This is a genomic window from Kribbella sp. CCNWLW201, assembly GCF_037203805.1.
Lineage (GTDB): Bacteria > Actinomycetota > Actinomycetes > Propionibacteriales > Kribbellaceae > Kribbella.
This window is the reverse complement of the sequence record NZ_JBBCBQ010000009.1, coordinates 19603-35658: the sequence shown is the minus strand read 5'-3', so window position 1 is coordinate 35658 and position 16056 is coordinate 19603. Positions and strand designations below refer to the sequence as shown.

Genomic DNA, 16056 nt, shown 5'->3' with positions numbered 1-16056 from the left:
TCAGCCTCGCGGCAAGCGCGCCGTCGGTCGAGGTGCCTTGGCGGGATGGAACGCGAACCGCGGCGCCGACGGCACGTAGGACCGCCTGGTCCGGGGAGCGGCCCGGGCGGCGGTTTGCTCGCGCAGTCGGCGGAGGAACTTGGGCGCATGGCCTGCCCGCCGGTAGATGTAACCGGCGACGTTCGAGTCGACCTGGTCCAGGCGCTCGACCACAGTGACGTGGTCGTGGACCGACTCGTCCGAGCTGAGGACGACAATGGCCGCGTCGGAGTCGTTCACCAGCTCGACCGCGTTCGCCGCTCTCAGTACTGCGGGGCCGTCGACGAGGACGATGTCGAAGGCAGTCTTCGCCTCGGTGAGCAGTCGCTCCACCGCCTGTGCGTACGCCGTACCGGTGGTCCGCTGGAGCCGGACGAGACCTGCCGGAAGAACGGTGACGTCCGCGTTGAGCGGACTGGTCTCAACGCAGTCGGACACCGGACGACTGCCGGCCACCACCTGCTCGAAGCCGTCCACAGGTGGGCTGCCTGGGAGGAGCAGTTCTGTCAGCGTCCCCTCGGCGGCGTCCGCGTCCACCGCGAGTACCGGCGTACCGCTCTCGGCGACGGCGAGTGCGACGTTGGCTACCACCGCACTTCTGTCCGCACCGGTGTCCGCCGAGACGAAGACGACGGCCATCCGGTCGTCGCGGACGGCACGAATCCGCTCGAGCGATCCCGCGGTGAACCGGAACGCCTCGGCGCTCGGCGACTGTGGATCAGCAGCCATCGGCAGCGGATCGGTGGCCGTCGGGGGGCCGGGAAGGATCCGGCTCGCACCTGCCGGCGGGATGTCGGCGATGAGCGGCGCGTCGTAGATCGCGACCGGATCGAGCCGATCGCCGAGGCGCCGGTGCCGGCTCGCCCGCGCATAGGCCAGCCCGGCACCCAGGACGAGCCCGGCCATCAACCCGATGGCACCAGCTCGCTTCGAGTTGCCGTTGATCGGCACCTGCGGTTCGGAGGCCCAGGCCACGGTCGGATGAGTCGCCAGGTCCAACTGCAAGTTGACCAGGGTCTGCGTCCGCTGGTCCAGTAGGTCGGCCCGCTGGCCTTGGGTCCTGTCGTCCTGGATGGCCCGCTCCACAGCGGCGACCGCGGCCGCGCCCTGAGCGGCGATTTCGGCGGAGCGTGCGTCGTCGAAGGCTTGGAGCGCCGCGTTGACACCGGTCTGAGCCACCCTGGAACTCGGCCAGGTGAACGACACGGTGACGATGCTGGAGCCGAAGGCGCCCGGCGTGGACTGCTCCGGCGGAGTGATCTCCAGCGATCTGCCTTCGCCGGCGAAGTCGTGGCGGGACAGCAAGTTGTGGTTGAGGGCCGCATTGGCGATGCGGGCCGCGCGGTCGGCGACCTCCTGGGACTGCATGAGGAGCACTTGACTGTCGAAGTATTGGTTGCGGGATTCGTCCTGCGCCAGTGTGGTCTGCGGCACCGTGATCGTCGCGGTGGCCCGGAAGACCTCGGTTTGCACCAACGAGTAGCCCACTGCCCCCGCGGCCATCAAGACCGTGATGACCAGGACCATCACCCGATAGCGCCGTACCGCGCCGAAGACGGTCGGCTCGAACCGGCCTTGCTCGATTTCGGTGGCCTTCATTGGCCCCCACCTCAGTCGCTCCCTGGACCTCGGTGCACCGCCCCCACAGTGCGCCCCCTCCCGCGATGATAGACGGTCCGTCACCGAAACTGGTGAGTTCCTCAACGGCCTGCACTCTCCGTGATCGCCAACGGTCGGTGCGCGAACATGGTTGCAGAAACCAACTATTTATGAATATAGTTGGATTATGCAACTAGCTCAGGATCCCCTTGTTCCGGGGGTGGAGCGGGACGCGCCGGCCCAGGAGCTCCTCGAGGGAGTCAGTGCGCTGATCCGGGCCGTGCGGTGCGTCGACCACCGGCATCTGGCGTACGACGTCGGACTGCGGCGGGCCGATGCGAGTGTGCTCAAGGTTCTGCTGAAGGACGGTGAGCAACGCGGCGGTGAGCTCGCCGCCAAGCTCGGTGTGGACGCGTCGGTGGTGAGCCGGCAGCTGACCGTGCTGGAGGCCGGCGGCCTGGTGAGCCGCCGGCCGGATCCGGCCGATGCACGGGTCGGGCTGGTCAGCCTGGCGCCGCGTGGCAAGGCACAGCTCGAGGCTCTCTATGCGTCCTATACCGAGCGTCTTCGCGCCGCCCTGTCGGACCTCGACGACGATGCGCTTCTCGCGGCCGCTGACACGATGCAGCGGATCGCGCACGCCATCACCGAGGTCACCAAGCGACGCACCATCCCTTCGACTGGAGACTGATGACTGTCACTGAGACCCGGCAGGAACTGCCCACCGCGCCGGAACTCACCCACCGCGAGATCCTCGAGATCCTGATCGGCCTGCTCGCCGCGCTGTTCACCGCGATGCTGAGCTCCACGATCGTCAGCAATGCCCTGCCGACGATCATCGCCGACCTCGAAGGCTCCCAGACGCAGTACACCTGGGTGCTGACCGCGAGCCTGCTGGCCACCACGGTGTCCACTCCGATCTGGGGCAAGCTCGCCGATCTGATGAGCAAGAAGCTGCTGGTGCAGCTGGCGATCTCGCTGTTCGTGGTCGGGTCGGCGCTGGCCGGCCTGGCGCACAACGTGCCGTTCCTGATCGGCGCCCGTGTTCTGCAGGGCCTCGCGATGGGCGGTCTGATGGCGTTGGCGCAGGCGATCATCGGCGCCGCGATCCCGCCCCGCAGCCGCGGCCGGTACTCCGGCTACATGGGTGCGGTGATGGCCGTCGCGACCGTGAGTGGTCCACTGATCGGTGGCGTCATCGTCGACACCTCGTGGCTCGGCTGGCGCTGGTGCTTCTACGTGTGCGTCCCGTTGGCCGTGATCAGCCTGGTGATCCTGCAGAGGTACCTGCACCTGCCGCTGATCAAGCGTCAGGTCCGGATCGACTACCTGGGCGCCGTACTGATCAGCATCGCGGCCAGCCTGCCGCTGATCTGGGTCACCTTCGCCGGTCACGACTTCGCCTGGATGTCCTGGCAGTCGGCGCTGTTCGTCGGTGGCACCCTGCTGTTCGGCATCCTGGCCGTCGTGGTCGAGAACCGCGTCGCGGAGCCGTTGGTCCCGCTGAAGGTGGTCAAGCAGCGCACCACGGCCCTGGCGATCGTGGCCAGCCTCGCGGTCGGCGTCGCGATGTTCGGCAGTGCGCTGTTCCTCGGTCAGTACTTCCAGGTGGCCCGCGGGTACAGCCCGACCGAGGCCGGCCTGCTGACCATCCCGATGATGCTCGGGTCGTTCTTCGGGTCGGTCGGTTCCGGTCAGATGATCACCCGGTTCGGCAAGTGGAAGCGGTACTTGGTTGCCGGTGGCATCCTTCTGGTCGGCGGCCTGGTGGTCCTCGGCACGATCGACCACACCACGCCGTATTGGTACGTCGGCATCGGCATGCTGGCGATGGGGCTGGGCATGGGTATGACGATGCAGAACCTGGTGCTCGCCGTACAGAACACTGTGGATGTCAGTGAGATCGGTGCATCGAGTGCGACGGTCTCGTTCTTCCGCAGCCTGGGTGGCGCCGTTGGAGTGTCGGTCCTGGGCGCTGTGCTCGCGATTCGGGTCAAGGACCTGATCGTCCAGGGCTTGCTCGCCGGTCCGGGTGGCGCCGAAGCTGCACGGAAGCTGCAGGAGGGCGGTTCCGGGAGCACGAGTCTGCTTGATGTCGGTCATCTGCCGCCGCAGTTGGCGGAGTTGGTGCGGCAGTCGTACGGCGATGCGACCGGCCGGATCTTCCTGATCGCGGCCGCGTGTGCGGTGGTCAGCCTGATCGCCGTGCTCTTCATCAAGGAGGTCCCACTCCGCCGGACGGTCGCAATAGTGGAGGAGGACGACTAGAGCGCAGTTGGCTGGCGGGCCCCGGTGATGGGGCGGCGCGCGAGGCCACCTCGGTGCCAGCAGACTCTTTTCGGTGAGCCGCGTCGCAAACCGGTAGCTGATACAGGCCGACTATGCACTGGGATCCCGACCGCTGAACGTACCGAAGGACGGGTAGTAGTCGGATCGGAACCGGCGGTTCTGTCCACCCTCCGCCCGAATGTCGTCGGTCGCCGTCACCCGACTCGACCACTACCCGTTCGTCGGTACGCATTGCGCTTATAGCAGTCGCCCTGCGGCCAACTCGCGAACCGTAGCCGCCTCGGTGACCTGTGCCGCCGTCGTGGTGGGCGGGGACGGACCACAGGAGGACGACTAGAGCTCCGGCGGCTGCAGGCCGTCGAGGTCGCGGGTGCGGATGATGGGGGAGCGGAGCAGCCACAGTACGGCGAGCAAACCGCCGGCCGCGGAGACGAACAAGGTCTCCCGGACGCCGATCCAGGTACCGAGGAAACCACCGACGATCGCGCCGAGTGGTCGGACGCCGTAGTTGATACTGCTGAACGCGCCAGCGACCCGGCTCCGCATGTGGTCGTGCGTGACCGCGGCCTGCAGCGAGTTGAGCGGTACGTCGAAGCACATCACCGCGAACGCCCCGATGAACTCGGCCGCGGCCAGCGCGGTGGCCTTGACCCACGTCGGACCATCAGCGAGTGCGGCGATCGCAACCGACCCGGGGAAGATGATCGAACCGGCCGCGATCACCGGCCCGGCGCCGAAGATCCGGCTCAACGGCGACGCGGCGAGCGCGCCGAGCAGGCCGCCGGACGCGCCGATCCCGAAGGCCAGGCCGATCGTCCCGGCGGACAGTTCGAGGTTGCGGCTGGCGAACAGCACGAGCAGCGCCATGCTGATCAGATTGAAGAAGTTGACCGTCGTCGCGCAGCCAAGACTGCTGCGCAGATACGGGTGGTGCAGCAAGTAGTGCATCCCGGCGCGGGCACGGTAGAGCAGCGGCTCGGTCGACTCCTCGGGCTCGCCAGGAGGCGTCTTGAGTCGGCTCAGCTGGAATGCCGACGCCAGAAACGACAGCGCGTCCACCACGATCGCGAGCGGCGCCGTCAGCCACTGCACGAGTCCACCGGCGATCGCCGGGCCGCCCATGAACGAGATGGACCGGGTCGCGGAGAGCTTGCTGTTCGCCTCGAGGAACTGGTCGCGCGATACCAGGCGGACGAAGAACGACGCGTACGACGTACCGAACAGGACGTCGGCGGTCCCGGCCAGGATGGCGATCACGTAGAGATGGCCGAGGGTCAGCATGTCCAGCCAGAACGCCACTGGGAGCGAGAGCAAGAGGCCCGCCCGAGCGAGGTCGGCCGCGATCATCAGCGGGCGTTTGTCCGGCCGGTGGTCGACCCACGTACCGATGAACAGTGACGCGATGTTCGGCAGCCAGACCGCGGCGGTCAGGAACCCGACCTGAGCGGGTGACGCGTCCAGCAGCAGTACGGCGATCAGCGGCAGAGCCAGCTCGGTGACCCGGTCGCCGAATTCGGAGACGGTTTGCGCGGACCAGAAGGTCCGGAACTGCCGGTCACGCCAGAGACTCGTGGCGGAAAGAGTCTTCACGGTCGGATGTTCCCCCCAGCTCAGTTTGTTGCTTCGGGCAAAGACATGCGGATGTGGCGGATCGCGCGGGCGTCCGCGGGTGCGCCCTCCTCGCCCCGCTGGACGTAGGGCGCGAGGAGTTGCTCGATGGCGTCCTCGACCGCCTCGGCCTCGGCGACGGTGAGAACCAGCCGGGTGTTCGCCGAGCCGGCCAGGCGGCTCCACTCGGGGTCGAGCTCTGGTTCGGTTTCGACCAGCCACTGCTGGGCGGACTCGAGCGCCTGGTTCATCATCTCGGCGCGGAGCAGCCGGCCGGCCTCCCTGCCCTCGGCGGTGTCCGGCATCTCGTACCGGAATCCGCGGGCCACCGCTCGCCACCAGCGCTGCCGCTTGTCCGCGTCCGGCGGCTGCTCGTCGACGACCAGGCCGAAGTTCGCCAGGTGACGCAGGTGCCAGCTGGTGACCGACGGCGACGCGCCCACGTGCTCGGACAGCTGGGTCGCCGTCGCCGGGCCGTTCTTCTGCAACCAGCTGAGCGCGGCCAGCCGGACCGGATGCGCCAGGGCCCGCATCGCCTGCGGGTCGGTGATCTCGAAGTCGCCGTACGGATTTCTGAGAGACATGTTTCGAGAGTAATCTCTCAGATCTCCTTGGGGCAAGCTCTACCGCTCGGGCGGGCGGCGGGGAAAACTTCTTCGGACCGGGATGGAACCGGGTGTGGTGGTCGCGCGTGTTAGCGGTGTGACGGCCGGTGGGGAGGGGTGAGCGTGCAGGAGTACGACGGCGATCCGGCGGCGGACGTGGCTGCGCTGTACCGGCGGACCTGGCCGCGGCTGATCGGCGTCCTGGTGTCCATCGGGGGTTCCCGCGCGGATGCCGAGGAGGTCGCGCAGGACGCGTACGTGAAGCTGCTCAGCCGCTGGGACTCCATCCGCCGGTATGACGACCCGGAGGCCTGGGTGCGGGCGGTCGCCGTACGGACGCTGGTGAGCCGGTTGCGACGACAGCAGGTCGCGACGCGTGCCCTGGCGAAGCTGAGGGGTCGGCCGGTCGACGTCCGCGGGCCGGATGGGGACGCGCTGGATGTGGCGGCTGCGCTGGCCCGGATCACGCCGGCGCAGCGGGCGGTCGTCGTACTGCATCACGTCATGGATCTGCCGATCGAGCAGATCGCCGAGGAACTGCAACTGGCGCCTGGCACGGTGAAATCGCGACTTGCGCGGGCACGTCAGGCGTTGGCTCCACTGCTGGACGTCAAGGAGGTGTCTGACCATGCGTGAGGTGTTGGTTGAGTACGTCGACGAGCAGACGCCGGAAGAGGCTCCGCCGTTCGAGTACGTCGAGCGGGCGGTCCGGGCACGGCGTCGGCGGCGCAACGTGCTGGCGACCGCGGCGGCGGTGATCGCCGTCGTAGGCGCGGTCGTCGCGACGGTCGACTTGCCCCGGGCCGAGCAGGAGCCGGCCGAGGTGACCACGACACCGACGCCGGGCTATCTGGATGACGGTCCGCCACCCGCGCAGTTCAAGGTTGGTACGACGTTGCTGGTGCTGGAGGGGGAGACGACGGTGTCGTCGGTGAAGCTCGACCCGCAACGCCCGTCAATGCTGATCGTCGAGGTGCCGCGCGATGCGTACGTCGCCGAGGCGTGTCTGCCGAACACCGTAGTACGCATCCTGGCGCAGGACTCCTCGACGGTCCGGATCGCGGCGTACCGCTATGTCGTCGGCCCGGATCAGAACGAGGGCCGCCAATGCGTCAAGCCGGCCGAGACCCCGACCGCGGTCCACCTGGACCTCCGCACCCCACTCGACGGCCGCAAGGTCTACGCCGGCACCACCGGCCACCGAACCCTCCTGAACTGACGCCTCGCCGGGGCGGACCGCGACCGCCCCGGCGAGGACGTCTACACCTCCCACCGCACCGCCCGACCGCGCTCACCGGAGTTGAGGGGTTGCCCCCTGAGCTTGGGCGTTGCCCACTCGGAATCTCGGTGGGCAACCCCCAACCCGAGTGGGCAACCTCGAGGTGCCGGACCGATCGGACTACGGGATCCCGGCATCCGGACCGCGCCGCCCGCATGGTGGTCAGCCACTGCGGGACCTCGAACCTCGTGCACCGTGTGGGGATCTCGGACATCCGATCAGATGTCCGGGGTCCCCAGAAGGTGGTCAAGGTAAAGCAGCCCGGCGCCGCGCCCCGACATCACCCAGCTGCGGATCAGACCCGGAGGGTGCGGCGCCAGATGTCGCTGATCAGGTCTGGGCGCAGGCCGACGGTGGTGTAGAGGTTGAGGGCCGGGGTTGGGTTGGAGGTGTCGACGTGGAGCATGGTGCCGGCTCGGCCTGCTGCGGCGTCGGTGGCGAAAGCGTCGTACAGGAGGAACTTCGCGAGACCCTTGCCGCGTGCCTCTGGTACGACGGCCAGTCGGCCGATGTAGCCGCAGTTGTCGGTGCTGACGAAGTTGTCGTTGCACTCGCTGACGGCGACGGCCCGGCCGTCGAGTTCGACCGTGGTGAGTTGTGACCAGTCGAAGGTCGACCGGCTCTCCCGTGATGCGGCCCACTCGTCGTATGGGCGCGGATCCGCTCCCGGCTGCGCGCTGAAGGCCTCCACCAGTACGGCGTGCGCCGCGCGGCGACCGGAGTCGTCGAAGGCCCCGCGCCGTACGACTGCTCCGGGCGGGACCGCCGGCCGCTCGACCGCACCGTCGAACCTGATGCGCATTCGCTGGACCGACGGACCGATCGCGAAGCCCTTTCCGGCCACGATCTCCGCCAGGTACTCGTCCTGCCGGATCACGCCGACACTCAGCACTACCTCGCCGTGTCCGGCCTCCTTCGCCCGTTCGATCGCACGATCCAGCAGGAATTCCGCCACCGCCGGGATCTCGCTCAACACCTCGAGATTCACCCGCGTCCCATCACTGTTCACCGCCGCCGTCGCGGACCCGGCAAACGCCCTGTCGGCATCGAAGACAACCCACCCGTCGGTCTCCGGGCGGAACCCGGGATCCCGCAGATAATTCGCCACATCCTCCACACTGAACTTCGCGAACCCCAGCAGCGCGCTCGTGTAAGCCCCACTCCGCTCGGCGATCAGCGTGGCATCATCCACCCGCATCGGGCGGACGGTGTAGGTCTCCGGCAGTGCGGCGGTCATTCAGACATCGTGGTGAACGACCGCCGTGCTGTCGAACCGTTTAGCAGGCTTTGTCCCACTCGAGATCGCAGGTGGTCTCGGTGGTTCGGAGGGTGTTGGCGGCGGCGACGGGAGCCTGGTCGGACCAGGAGGCGAGGGTGACGCCGACTGCGTCTTCGATGGAGCGGGGGCTGACCAGGTAGTTGTTGCTGATCATGGCGAAGGCGAGTTTGCGGCCGTCGGCGGTGGTGACGTAGCCGGACAGGGACGTGACGCCGGTGAGGGAGCCGGTCTTGCCGTGGAGGTTGTTGGCGGCCGGGGTGTTACGCATCCGGTTGCGGAGGGTTCCGCCGGTGAAGCGGTCCGCGTTGCCTGCGATCGGCAGAGCGTCGTACCACTGCTGCCACCACGGCTCTTTCTGGACGCCGATCAGTAGGTCGGTGATGCTGTCCGCGGTGACGTTGACCTTGCGGGACAGGCCGGAGCCGTCGGACAGCCGGATCGTGCTGGTGGCGACGCCGACGCTTTGCGCGTAGTCGGTGACCACGCCCAGGCCGGCGGACCAGCTGCCCTCGGCCTCGGCTACCGCGCCCATCGCTTTGACCAGCGTCTCGGCGTGCATGTTGTTGGAGAGCTTGAGGAACGGGTTCATCAGTTCGCCGACTGTCATCGACTCGTCCCGGGCGAGCACGCGGGCGTTGGCGGGGGAGGCCTCGTTCTTGATCGTCCCGACGACGCTGATGCCCTGTGCCGCGAGCGCGCGCCGGAAAACATCGGCGGCATAAAGCTCCGGCTCCCACACCGTCACCCATTCCTGGCTGACCGTCGCGCCGAGCGGCACCGATCCGGTCACCCGGACGATGTTGGTGCCGTGCTCGCGCTCGATGCTCAGCGTGTTCGCCGACCCGGCCGCGCCGGTCTTGGCCGTGCTGACCAGTTTGAGTACGCCGTTCGCCGGGACCAGCGTGAGCTGCACAGGTGCTCCGACCGACGCGCCGGGCAGGCTTTCGACGATCGCCGTACCGGAGTCGTAGTCGGTGTCCGGGGCGAGCGTGAGGGCGGAGATCTGGGCCGAGTAGTAGAACGGCTCGTCGTCCCAGGCCCAGCTGTCACCGAGCCGGACATTGTCGAAGTACGTATCGTCTGCGATCAGATTGCCGACAATCCGACGAACCCCCGAGTCGGCGAGCTGCTTGGCGAGTCCGGCGTAATCGGACTCGAGTGCGGTCGGGTCGCCGTACCCCTTGAGGTAAAGGTTTCCGAGCAAGCTGCCGCGATGGACCGGGCCGGTCGCGAGGACGTCGGTGTGGAAGCGGTACGACGGGCCGAGGGTGTGCATCGCGGCGGTCGAGGAGAAGAGCTTGGTGTTCGATGCGGGCAGCATCCGTTGGCCGCCGTTCCGGTCATAGAGCGTCTCGCCGGTCGTCGCGTCCCGGACCACCAGCGCGACCTGTGAGCCGTTGTAGCGGCTGTCGTTCAGCAGCGTGTCCAGCTGCGTCTGAAGAGGCGTCGCTTGTACGGCGGTCGGTGCCGTACCCGACTGAATCGCCACCCCGCCGGCGGCCGTCGCCAGGACGGCTACCGCGGTGATCACCCCACGCCCCGACACTCTCGGTAAATACCTCACGAGAACTCCCCTCAACCCAGGCGGAAACCAACTAGCGGGAGTCTCCACCCCGAATCACCCTGGGTCCAGTGATCGGCGCGATTGATCTCTCGCCATCCAGGTGAATCGATGGAAAACTGCTCGGCACAGGTATCCGCCCCACCTGAGGAGTCCCCATGCGACGGCTTCTGACGGCTCTCCTGGTCGTGCTCGGCCTTTCCACCTTCCTGTCACCGCCAGTGCACGCGGCCACCACCGCGGCCGTGTTCCCGGCCCAGATCATCGGGGAGGACTTCCCGGATCCGGACGTGTTCGAGCAGAACGGCACCTGGTACGCGTACTCGACCAACAACGGCCGCGGCCACGTGCCGACCGCGACCGCCCCAAGCCCGAACGGACCCTGGACGATCCGCGGCGACGCGATGCCCGGCGGACCGTCGTCGAGCTGGGCGCAATCGGGCCGTACCTGGGCACCGGACGTCTCCCCGAACCCGGACGGCACCTACACCCTCACCTACACCGCCTGGCACAAGTCGTCCGGCCGACAGTGCATCGGCGTCGCCACCGCGACCTCGCCACTCGGCCCGTTCACCCCGATCGGCAGCCAGCCGCTGATCTGCCCGCTCAACCTCGGCGGCGCGATCGACGCGAACACCTTCGTCGGCAACGACGGCACCCGCTACCTGCTCTGGAAGAACGACGGCAACGCGATCGGCCAGCCGTCCACCCTCTGGCTCACGCGTACGGCGAACAACGGCACGACCCTGGTCGGCGGCAACTCGGCCCTGCTCACGGCGAGCGGAGTCATCGAGGCGCCGGACCTGGTCCAGCGTGGCAGCCAGTACGTGCTGTTCTACTCGAGCGGCGGCTACACGGACTGCAACTACCTGACGTCGTACGCGACGGCGCCTTCGCTTAGCGGACCGTGGACGACCGCCTTCCGCCCGCTGATGGCGACCGGCACCTTCGACAACCACATCTGCGGGCCGGGTGGCGCGGACTTCGTCGGGAACAAGGTCTTCGTGCACGGCTGGGTCGGAAACTCGCGGCATCTGTACGTCGCCGACGTCGGCTGGGCCAACGACTATCCGGTGGTCCGCGGCAGCCGGGTCCGGTACGAGGCCGAGCGGGGGACGCTGAACCACTGCGTCGTACGGTCGAACGCGGCCGGGGCCTCGGACGGGAAGGTGGTCGCGTACATCGACTACGCCGACTCCTGGGTGGAGAACACGGTGTTCGCGCCGGTCGCGGGCGGTTACACCCTGCACGTCGGGTACGCGAACGGCTCGGGCGCCGCCGCCAGCCACGGACTCGTTGTCAATGGCAACAACCAGGGAGTGGTCGGCTACCCGGTCACCGGCTGGGACAACTGGCGGCAGAGCTCGGTCTCGGTCACGTTGAATGCCGGCTGGAACACGATCCGCCTGACGAAGGGCGACCTGTACGCGGAGGTCGACTACCTGGAACTGCAATAAAGGGACCACCTGGAGCTCAGTGACGGGTCAGGGATGACCCGGGATCCTCCCGCTTGATGCGTGGCGCGATGCATTGGTGCTGGACGATGCCTCGTACCCTCGGTACAGCACAACAGCATTGACGGGGAGCACGAAGCAGGAGATGGCCAAACCACCTGAACAGATGTCCGGGGACCGGCGGCGGCGACGCCCGGTCTGGCTGGACCTGCGTCGTCGTACCGGCCGGGGACTCCAGGCGATGCTGTTCGGCGGCCTGGCCTCGCTGATCTCGCTCATCATCACGTTCTGGACGCTGCCCCAGATCAGCAGCGACGGCCGGCTGCCGATCCTGCGGCTGGTCGTGCTGCTGGCCGTTTTCAGCATGCTGATGCGCTGGGTGCTGGCCGGGATCGCGATCCTGATCGGCTCGGTCGGCGTCCTGATCGGCGGGCTGCTGTCCCAGTTCGGCGTCGTCTATCTCGGCATCACTGTAGATCCCGGGATCAACCTGCACGGCGGCCCCGAGGCTGCGCTGCTGGTCGCGATCGTGATGTCGTTCGTGAGCGCGTTCGTCGGCTGGGTCGCGTACGCCGGCAGTGACGACGCGTACGTCGCCGAGGTCATGCGGGTCGTGCACCGGCGGGCCCGCAAGATCACGCCGGCGCCGAAGACCGGGATGCTGATCATCCAGATCGACGGCCTGTCCGAGCCGCTGCTGAACTGGATGGTGCTGGCCGGCAACCTGCCGAACCTGGGCGGCTGGATCCGGGACGGCAGACACTCGATGGTCGGCTGGCATACCGGCGTACCGTCGACGACTCCGGCCAGCCAGGCCGGCATCCTGCACGGCGGCTCGCGGCAGATCCCGGCGTTCCGGTGGTACGAGAAGGAGACCGCCCGGGTGATGGTGACCAACCGGGGCCGGGACGCCGCCGAGATCGAGGACCGGATGTCGACCGGGCGCGGCCTGCTGGCCGACGGCGGGGTCAGCATCAGCAACAACTGGTCCGGCGACGCGCAGCGGTGCGAGCTGGTCTTCAGCCGGGCCTCGCTGCCAAGCCACCGCAGCCGCGGGTACGTCCGATTCTTCTCCAGTCCGCAGGGTGCCGCCCGCGGGCTGGTGCTGTGCGTGGCCGAGATGGTGAAGGAGCTGCACCAGGCCCGGCGCCAGCGGGTCCGGCACCTGGTTCCGCGGGTCAAGCGCGGCGGCGCCTATATCGTCCTGCGCGCGATCTCGAACGTGCTGCTCCGCGACCTGAACGTCTCGCTGATCACCGACGAACTGGTCAAAGGCACGCCGGTGATCTACTGCGACTTCGTCGACTACGACGAGGTCGCGCACCACGCCGGCCCGACCCGGGCGGAGTCGCTGCAGACCCTGGAAGGGCTGGACCGCGTCCTCGGTGCGCTGCAGCGGATCATCGACATCCTGCCGCACTCGTACGAGATCGTCGTCCTGTCCGACCACGGCCAGAGCCAGGGGGCGACTTTCTTCCAGCGGTACGGCCGGACCCTGACCGAAGTGGTCGACGACCTGGTCGACACCACCAAGGAGCCGGTGGCCGCGGTCGGCAGGACCGAGGGCTGGGGTCCGGTGAACGCGTTCCTGACCGAGCTCAGCCTGCGCCGCGGTGTGGCCGGATCGGTTACCCGGAAGGCGCTGCACGGCAAGGCCAGGAGTGGCGAGGTGGAGCTCGGCCCGAAGGACTGCGAGCCGGAGGTCGCCGCCGACGAGCAGATGGTGGTGACGTCCTCGGGCAACCTGGCGCTGATCTACCTGGCGACCACGCCGGGCCGGGTGCCGCTGGAGGAGATCGAGCTGCTGCACCCGAAGCTGATCCCCGGCCTGGCGACCCACCCGGGCGTCGGCTTCGTGGTGGTCGACACACTGGCCGAGGGGCCGGTCGCGATCGGCCGGGCCGGTGTGCACGTGCTGAAGACCGGCCGGATCGAGGGGGACGACCCGTTGACGCCGTACGGCCCGTTCGCGGCCGCGTCGATGCTGCGTCAGGCGGAGATGCCGCACAACGGGGACATCGTGGTGATCAGCCGGCTGGACGACTACACCCACGAGGTGGCGGCGTTCGAGGAGCTGGTCGGGTGCCACGGCGGCATCGGTGGCTGGCAGACCGAGGCGGTCCTGGTGCACCCGAGTCGTTGGACGGTCGACAAGCCTCCCGTAGGCTCCGACGCGGTCCACGCGCTGCTGATCAGCTGGCTCGAACACCTGGGCCAACGCAAGGACCTCCGGCCTGCATCTGTTCCCGGGGTCGAGACGAGTGTGGAGGCCTGACGCGTGCGGATCACCTGGTGGGGGCACGCCACCACCACCATCGAGGAGAACGGCACGCGGCTGCTCACCGACCCCGTACTCACCTCCCGCATCGCGCATCTGCGCCGCCGCCGCGGACCGGCCCCGCTGCCCGCCGCGTCCGAGTGCGACGCCGTACTGATCTCACACATGCATGCCGATCACCTGCACCTGACGTCGATCCCGTTGGTTGCGCCGGGCGCTGCTTTGGTCGTGCCGCGGGGTGCGGCCCGACTGATCCAGCAGGACTGCGGTGCCGAGATCGCGGACCGCTGCATCGAGGTTGCCCCGGGCAACCAGGTGCGGATCGGCGCGCTTGACATCACCGCGATCACGGCCCATCACGACGGCCGTCGGCTGCCGTGGTCGTCGTACAGCGGGCCGGCTCTCGGGTACCGCGTCGAGGGCTCGCCGAGTGTCTGGTTCGCAGGCGACACTGACCTGTACGACGACCTGGGCGCGGAAGCCGGCCCGGTCGACCTGGCGCTGGTGCCGGTCGGCGGGTGGGGGCCGTCGCTCGGTCCCGGGCACCTGGATCCGGAACGGGCGGCAGACGCGGTTCGGCTCGTCGGGGCCCGGGTGGCGATACCGGTACATTTCGGGACGTTCTGGCCGATCGGGTGCGATTGGCTGAAGCCAGAGCTGTTCCTGCCACCGGGGGACAGGTTCAAGACCGCGATGGCCGAGTTGGATCCCGCGGTGAAGGTGGAAGTCCTGGTGCCTGGCGAGTCGACCGAGGTGGTGGCGCCATGACCGGTGAGACCCACTTCGACCTTTGGTACTTGTTCGCGCTCGCGGGTGCTGTGCTGCTGGGCGCCGTACTGCCGGTGCTGCCGACTGGTGCGGCTGTGTCCGCCGGCGCCGTACTCGCGTCGCACAGCAGTCCGATCGGGTTGGTCGGCGTACTGATCGCGGGTGCAGGCGGCGCGTATGTCGGGGACCTGATCGTGTACGCCGGCTGCCGTTTCGGCGGGGAGCGGTTGGCGAAGCGGATCGGTTGGTTGCGCGACAACGCGTCACTGGACCTGCTACGGGACCGATTGGCCGAGCACGAGATCAGTGTGCTGCTGACGTCGCGGCTGATCCCGGGTGGGCGGGTGCCGGTGCTGCTCGCGGCCGGGCTTGCCGGCTACCGGTGGGAGCGGTTCGCCCTGGTGGATCTGACCGCGTCGTCGCTGTGGGCCGCGGTCTACATGGCGATCGGCCTGCTCGGGTACGCGCTGTTCGACGAGCCGTGGCAGGGCGTCGTCGCAGCGATCGTGCTCGTGTTCCTCACGACTGTGGTGAGCAGCCTGATCCAGCGCTGGCGCCGGAAGAAGCGCGCCTCAGACTCCGAATGACGCGCTGCGGAGCCGCTCGATCGTCTCCGCATCGCCTTCGAGTTGTACGTCGGCCACCTGCTGCCGGCCGAAGCAGAACAGCACGAGTTCTCCCGGCTCGCCCGTCACCGTCACCGAACCCAACTCGGTGGGCTTCTTCGCGACCGACGTCGTACCGTCCGGCAACCGCAGGACCAGACCGCTCGGCGCCTTCCGGGTCATGGACTTGCCGGCCAGCCGGACCGCCTTCCACAGCCCGGCCTGCTGCCCGGCCGGGAGAGTGCGGACGTCGTACGACGGCTGGGCCCGGCGGACGTCCTCGTGGTGGACGAAGTACTCGGTCGTGTTCAGCTGGTGACCGAACTTCGGCAGCGAGTAGATCGAGAACGTCGGCGGCCCGGTGCGGACCTTGTCGACGACCTCGGTGAAGCTGTACTGCGCCTTGACCCGGGCCATCCGCTTGTCGGTGGTGTCCGACAGCGCCGAGATCACGATGCCCGGCCCGGCCATCGGATCGGACTCCCGGACGTACAGGTGCACGGCCAGGTCGTACGTCGTCCAGCCCTCGCACAGCGTCGGCTGGTCCGGCCCGAGCTCGTCGAAGAGATCACACAGAGCAAGTCGTTCCACCCGGCTGTAGTCCACAACTCGATCGTAGTTGTCGGTGTGGAATGGCAGAATGTCAATCGTTGTCATGCCTGTGCATGGTTGATGCACCTGACTGTCCCTGG

General features: G+C 68.2%; 14 protein-coding genes. 8 read left to right on the top strand and 6 right to left on the bottom strand.

Annotation, left to right across the window (positions count from 1 at the left end):
- Positions 1–1638, bottom strand: coding sequence for a Wzz/FepE/Etk N-terminal domain-containing protein (locus V9K99_RS30825; protein WP_337008778.1), 1638 nt, complete (start codon positions 1636–1638; stop codon positions 1–3).
- Between the two features lie 187 nt (positions 1639–1825).
- On the opposite strand from V9K99_RS30825, the gene V9K99_RS30820 reads away from it, so the two are divergent.
- Both V9K99_RS30820 and V9K99_RS30815 read left to right on the top strand, forming a co-directional pair.
- Positions 1826–2329, top strand: coding sequence for a MarR family winged helix-turn-helix transcriptional regulator (locus V9K99_RS30820; RefSeq protein ID WP_337008776.1), 504 nt, complete (start codon positions 1826–1828; stop codon positions 2327–2329).
- Positions 2329–3906, top strand: coding sequence for an MDR family MFS transporter (locus V9K99_RS30815; RefSeq protein ID WP_337008774.1), 1578 nt, complete (start codon positions 2329–2331; stop codon positions 3904–3906). The genes V9K99_RS30820 and V9K99_RS30815 overlap by 1 nt, the downstream gene beginning before the upstream one ends.
- A 354-nt stretch (positions 3907–4260) precedes the next feature.
- On the opposite strand, the gene V9K99_RS30810 is transcribed toward V9K99_RS30815, so the two are convergent.
- Both V9K99_RS30810 and V9K99_RS30805 read right to left on the bottom strand, forming a co-directional pair.
- Entirely contained in the window at positions 4261–5517 is a 1257-nt protein-coding gene (locus tag V9K99_RS30810; protein ID WP_337008772.1) for an MFS transporter, read from the bottom strand.
- A gap of 20 nt (positions 5518–5537) precedes the next feature.
- Positions 5538–6119, bottom strand: coding sequence for an ArsR/SmtB family transcription factor (locus V9K99_RS30805; RefSeq protein ID WP_337008770.1), 582 nt, complete (start codon positions 6117–6119; stop codon positions 5538–5540).
- A gap of 138 nt (positions 6120–6257) precedes the next feature.
- Between V9K99_RS30805 and V9K99_RS30800 the strand changes: the two genes are divergently transcribed.
- A complete protein-coding gene (locus V9K99_RS30800; protein ID WP_337008768.1) occupies positions 6258–6776 on the top strand; it encodes an RNA polymerase sigma factor in 519 nt (172 codons plus the stop codon).
- Positions 6769–7359 carry a hypothetical protein gene (locus V9K99_RS30795; RefSeq protein WP_337008766.1) on the top strand — a complete coding sequence of 197 codons (591 nt, stop codon included), beginning with the start codon at positions 6769–6771 and terminating at the stop codon, positions 7357–7359. The genes V9K99_RS30800 and V9K99_RS30795 overlap by 8 nt, the downstream gene beginning before the upstream one ends.
- A gap of 355 nt (positions 7360–7714) precedes the next feature.
- Here the strand turns inward: V9K99_RS30795 and V9K99_RS30790 are convergent, their stop codons facing one another.
- Positions 7715–8656, bottom strand: a complete 942-nt coding sequence (locus V9K99_RS30790; protein WP_337008764.1) for a GNAT family N-acetyltransferase — start codon at positions 8654–8656, stop codon at positions 7715–7717.
- Positions 8657–8696: 40 nt separating this feature from the next.
- On the bottom strand, positions 8697–10262 hold the full coding sequence (dacB, locus tag V9K99_RS30785) for a D-alanyl-D-alanine carboxypeptidase/D-alanyl-D-alanine endopeptidase (protein WP_337008762.1): 1566 nt from the start codon (positions 10260–10262) through the stop codon (positions 8697–8699).
- 155 nt (positions 10263–10417) lie between these two features.
- Here dacB and V9K99_RS30780 point away from each other — a divergent pair, with 155 nt between their 5' ends.
- The 4 genes from V9K99_RS30780 to V9K99_RS30765 all read left to right on the top strand — a co-directional run bounded on the left by V9K99_RS30780 (position 10418) and on the right by V9K99_RS30765 (position 15346).
- Positions 10418–11716 (top strand): family 43 glycosylhydrolase, encoded by a 1299-nt coding sequence (locus tag V9K99_RS30780; protein ID WP_337008760.1) that lies wholly within the window; start codon positions 10418–10420, stop codon positions 11714–11716.
- A gap of 142 nt (positions 11717–11858) precedes the next feature.
- Positions 11859–13988: a phage holin family protein gene (locus tag V9K99_RS30775; RefSeq protein ID WP_337008758.1), complete on the top strand. Its 2130-nt coding sequence runs from the start codon at positions 11859–11861 to the stop codon at positions 13986–13988.
- A 3-nt stretch (positions 13989–13991) separates the two neighbouring features.
- Complete coding sequence (locus tag V9K99_RS30770) at positions 13992–14759, top strand: MBL fold metallo-hydrolase (protein WP_337008755.1); 768 nt, start codon at positions 13992–13994, stop codon at positions 14757–14759.
- A complete protein-coding gene (locus V9K99_RS30765) occupies positions 14756–15346 on the top strand; it encodes a DedA family protein (RefSeq protein ID WP_337008753.1) in 591 nt (196 codons plus the stop codon). The genes V9K99_RS30770 and V9K99_RS30765 overlap by 4 nt, the downstream gene beginning before the upstream one ends.
- Here V9K99_RS30765 and V9K99_RS30760 read toward each other — a convergent pair.
- Positions 15332–16021 carry a TIGR03085 family metal-binding protein gene (locus V9K99_RS30760; RefSeq protein ID WP_337008751.1) on the bottom strand — a complete coding sequence of 230 codons (690 nt, stop codon included), beginning with the start codon at positions 16019–16021 and terminating at the stop codon, positions 15332–15334. The genes V9K99_RS30765 and V9K99_RS30760 overlap by 15 nt on opposite strands.
- Positions 16022–16056 lie beyond the last annotated feature (35 nt).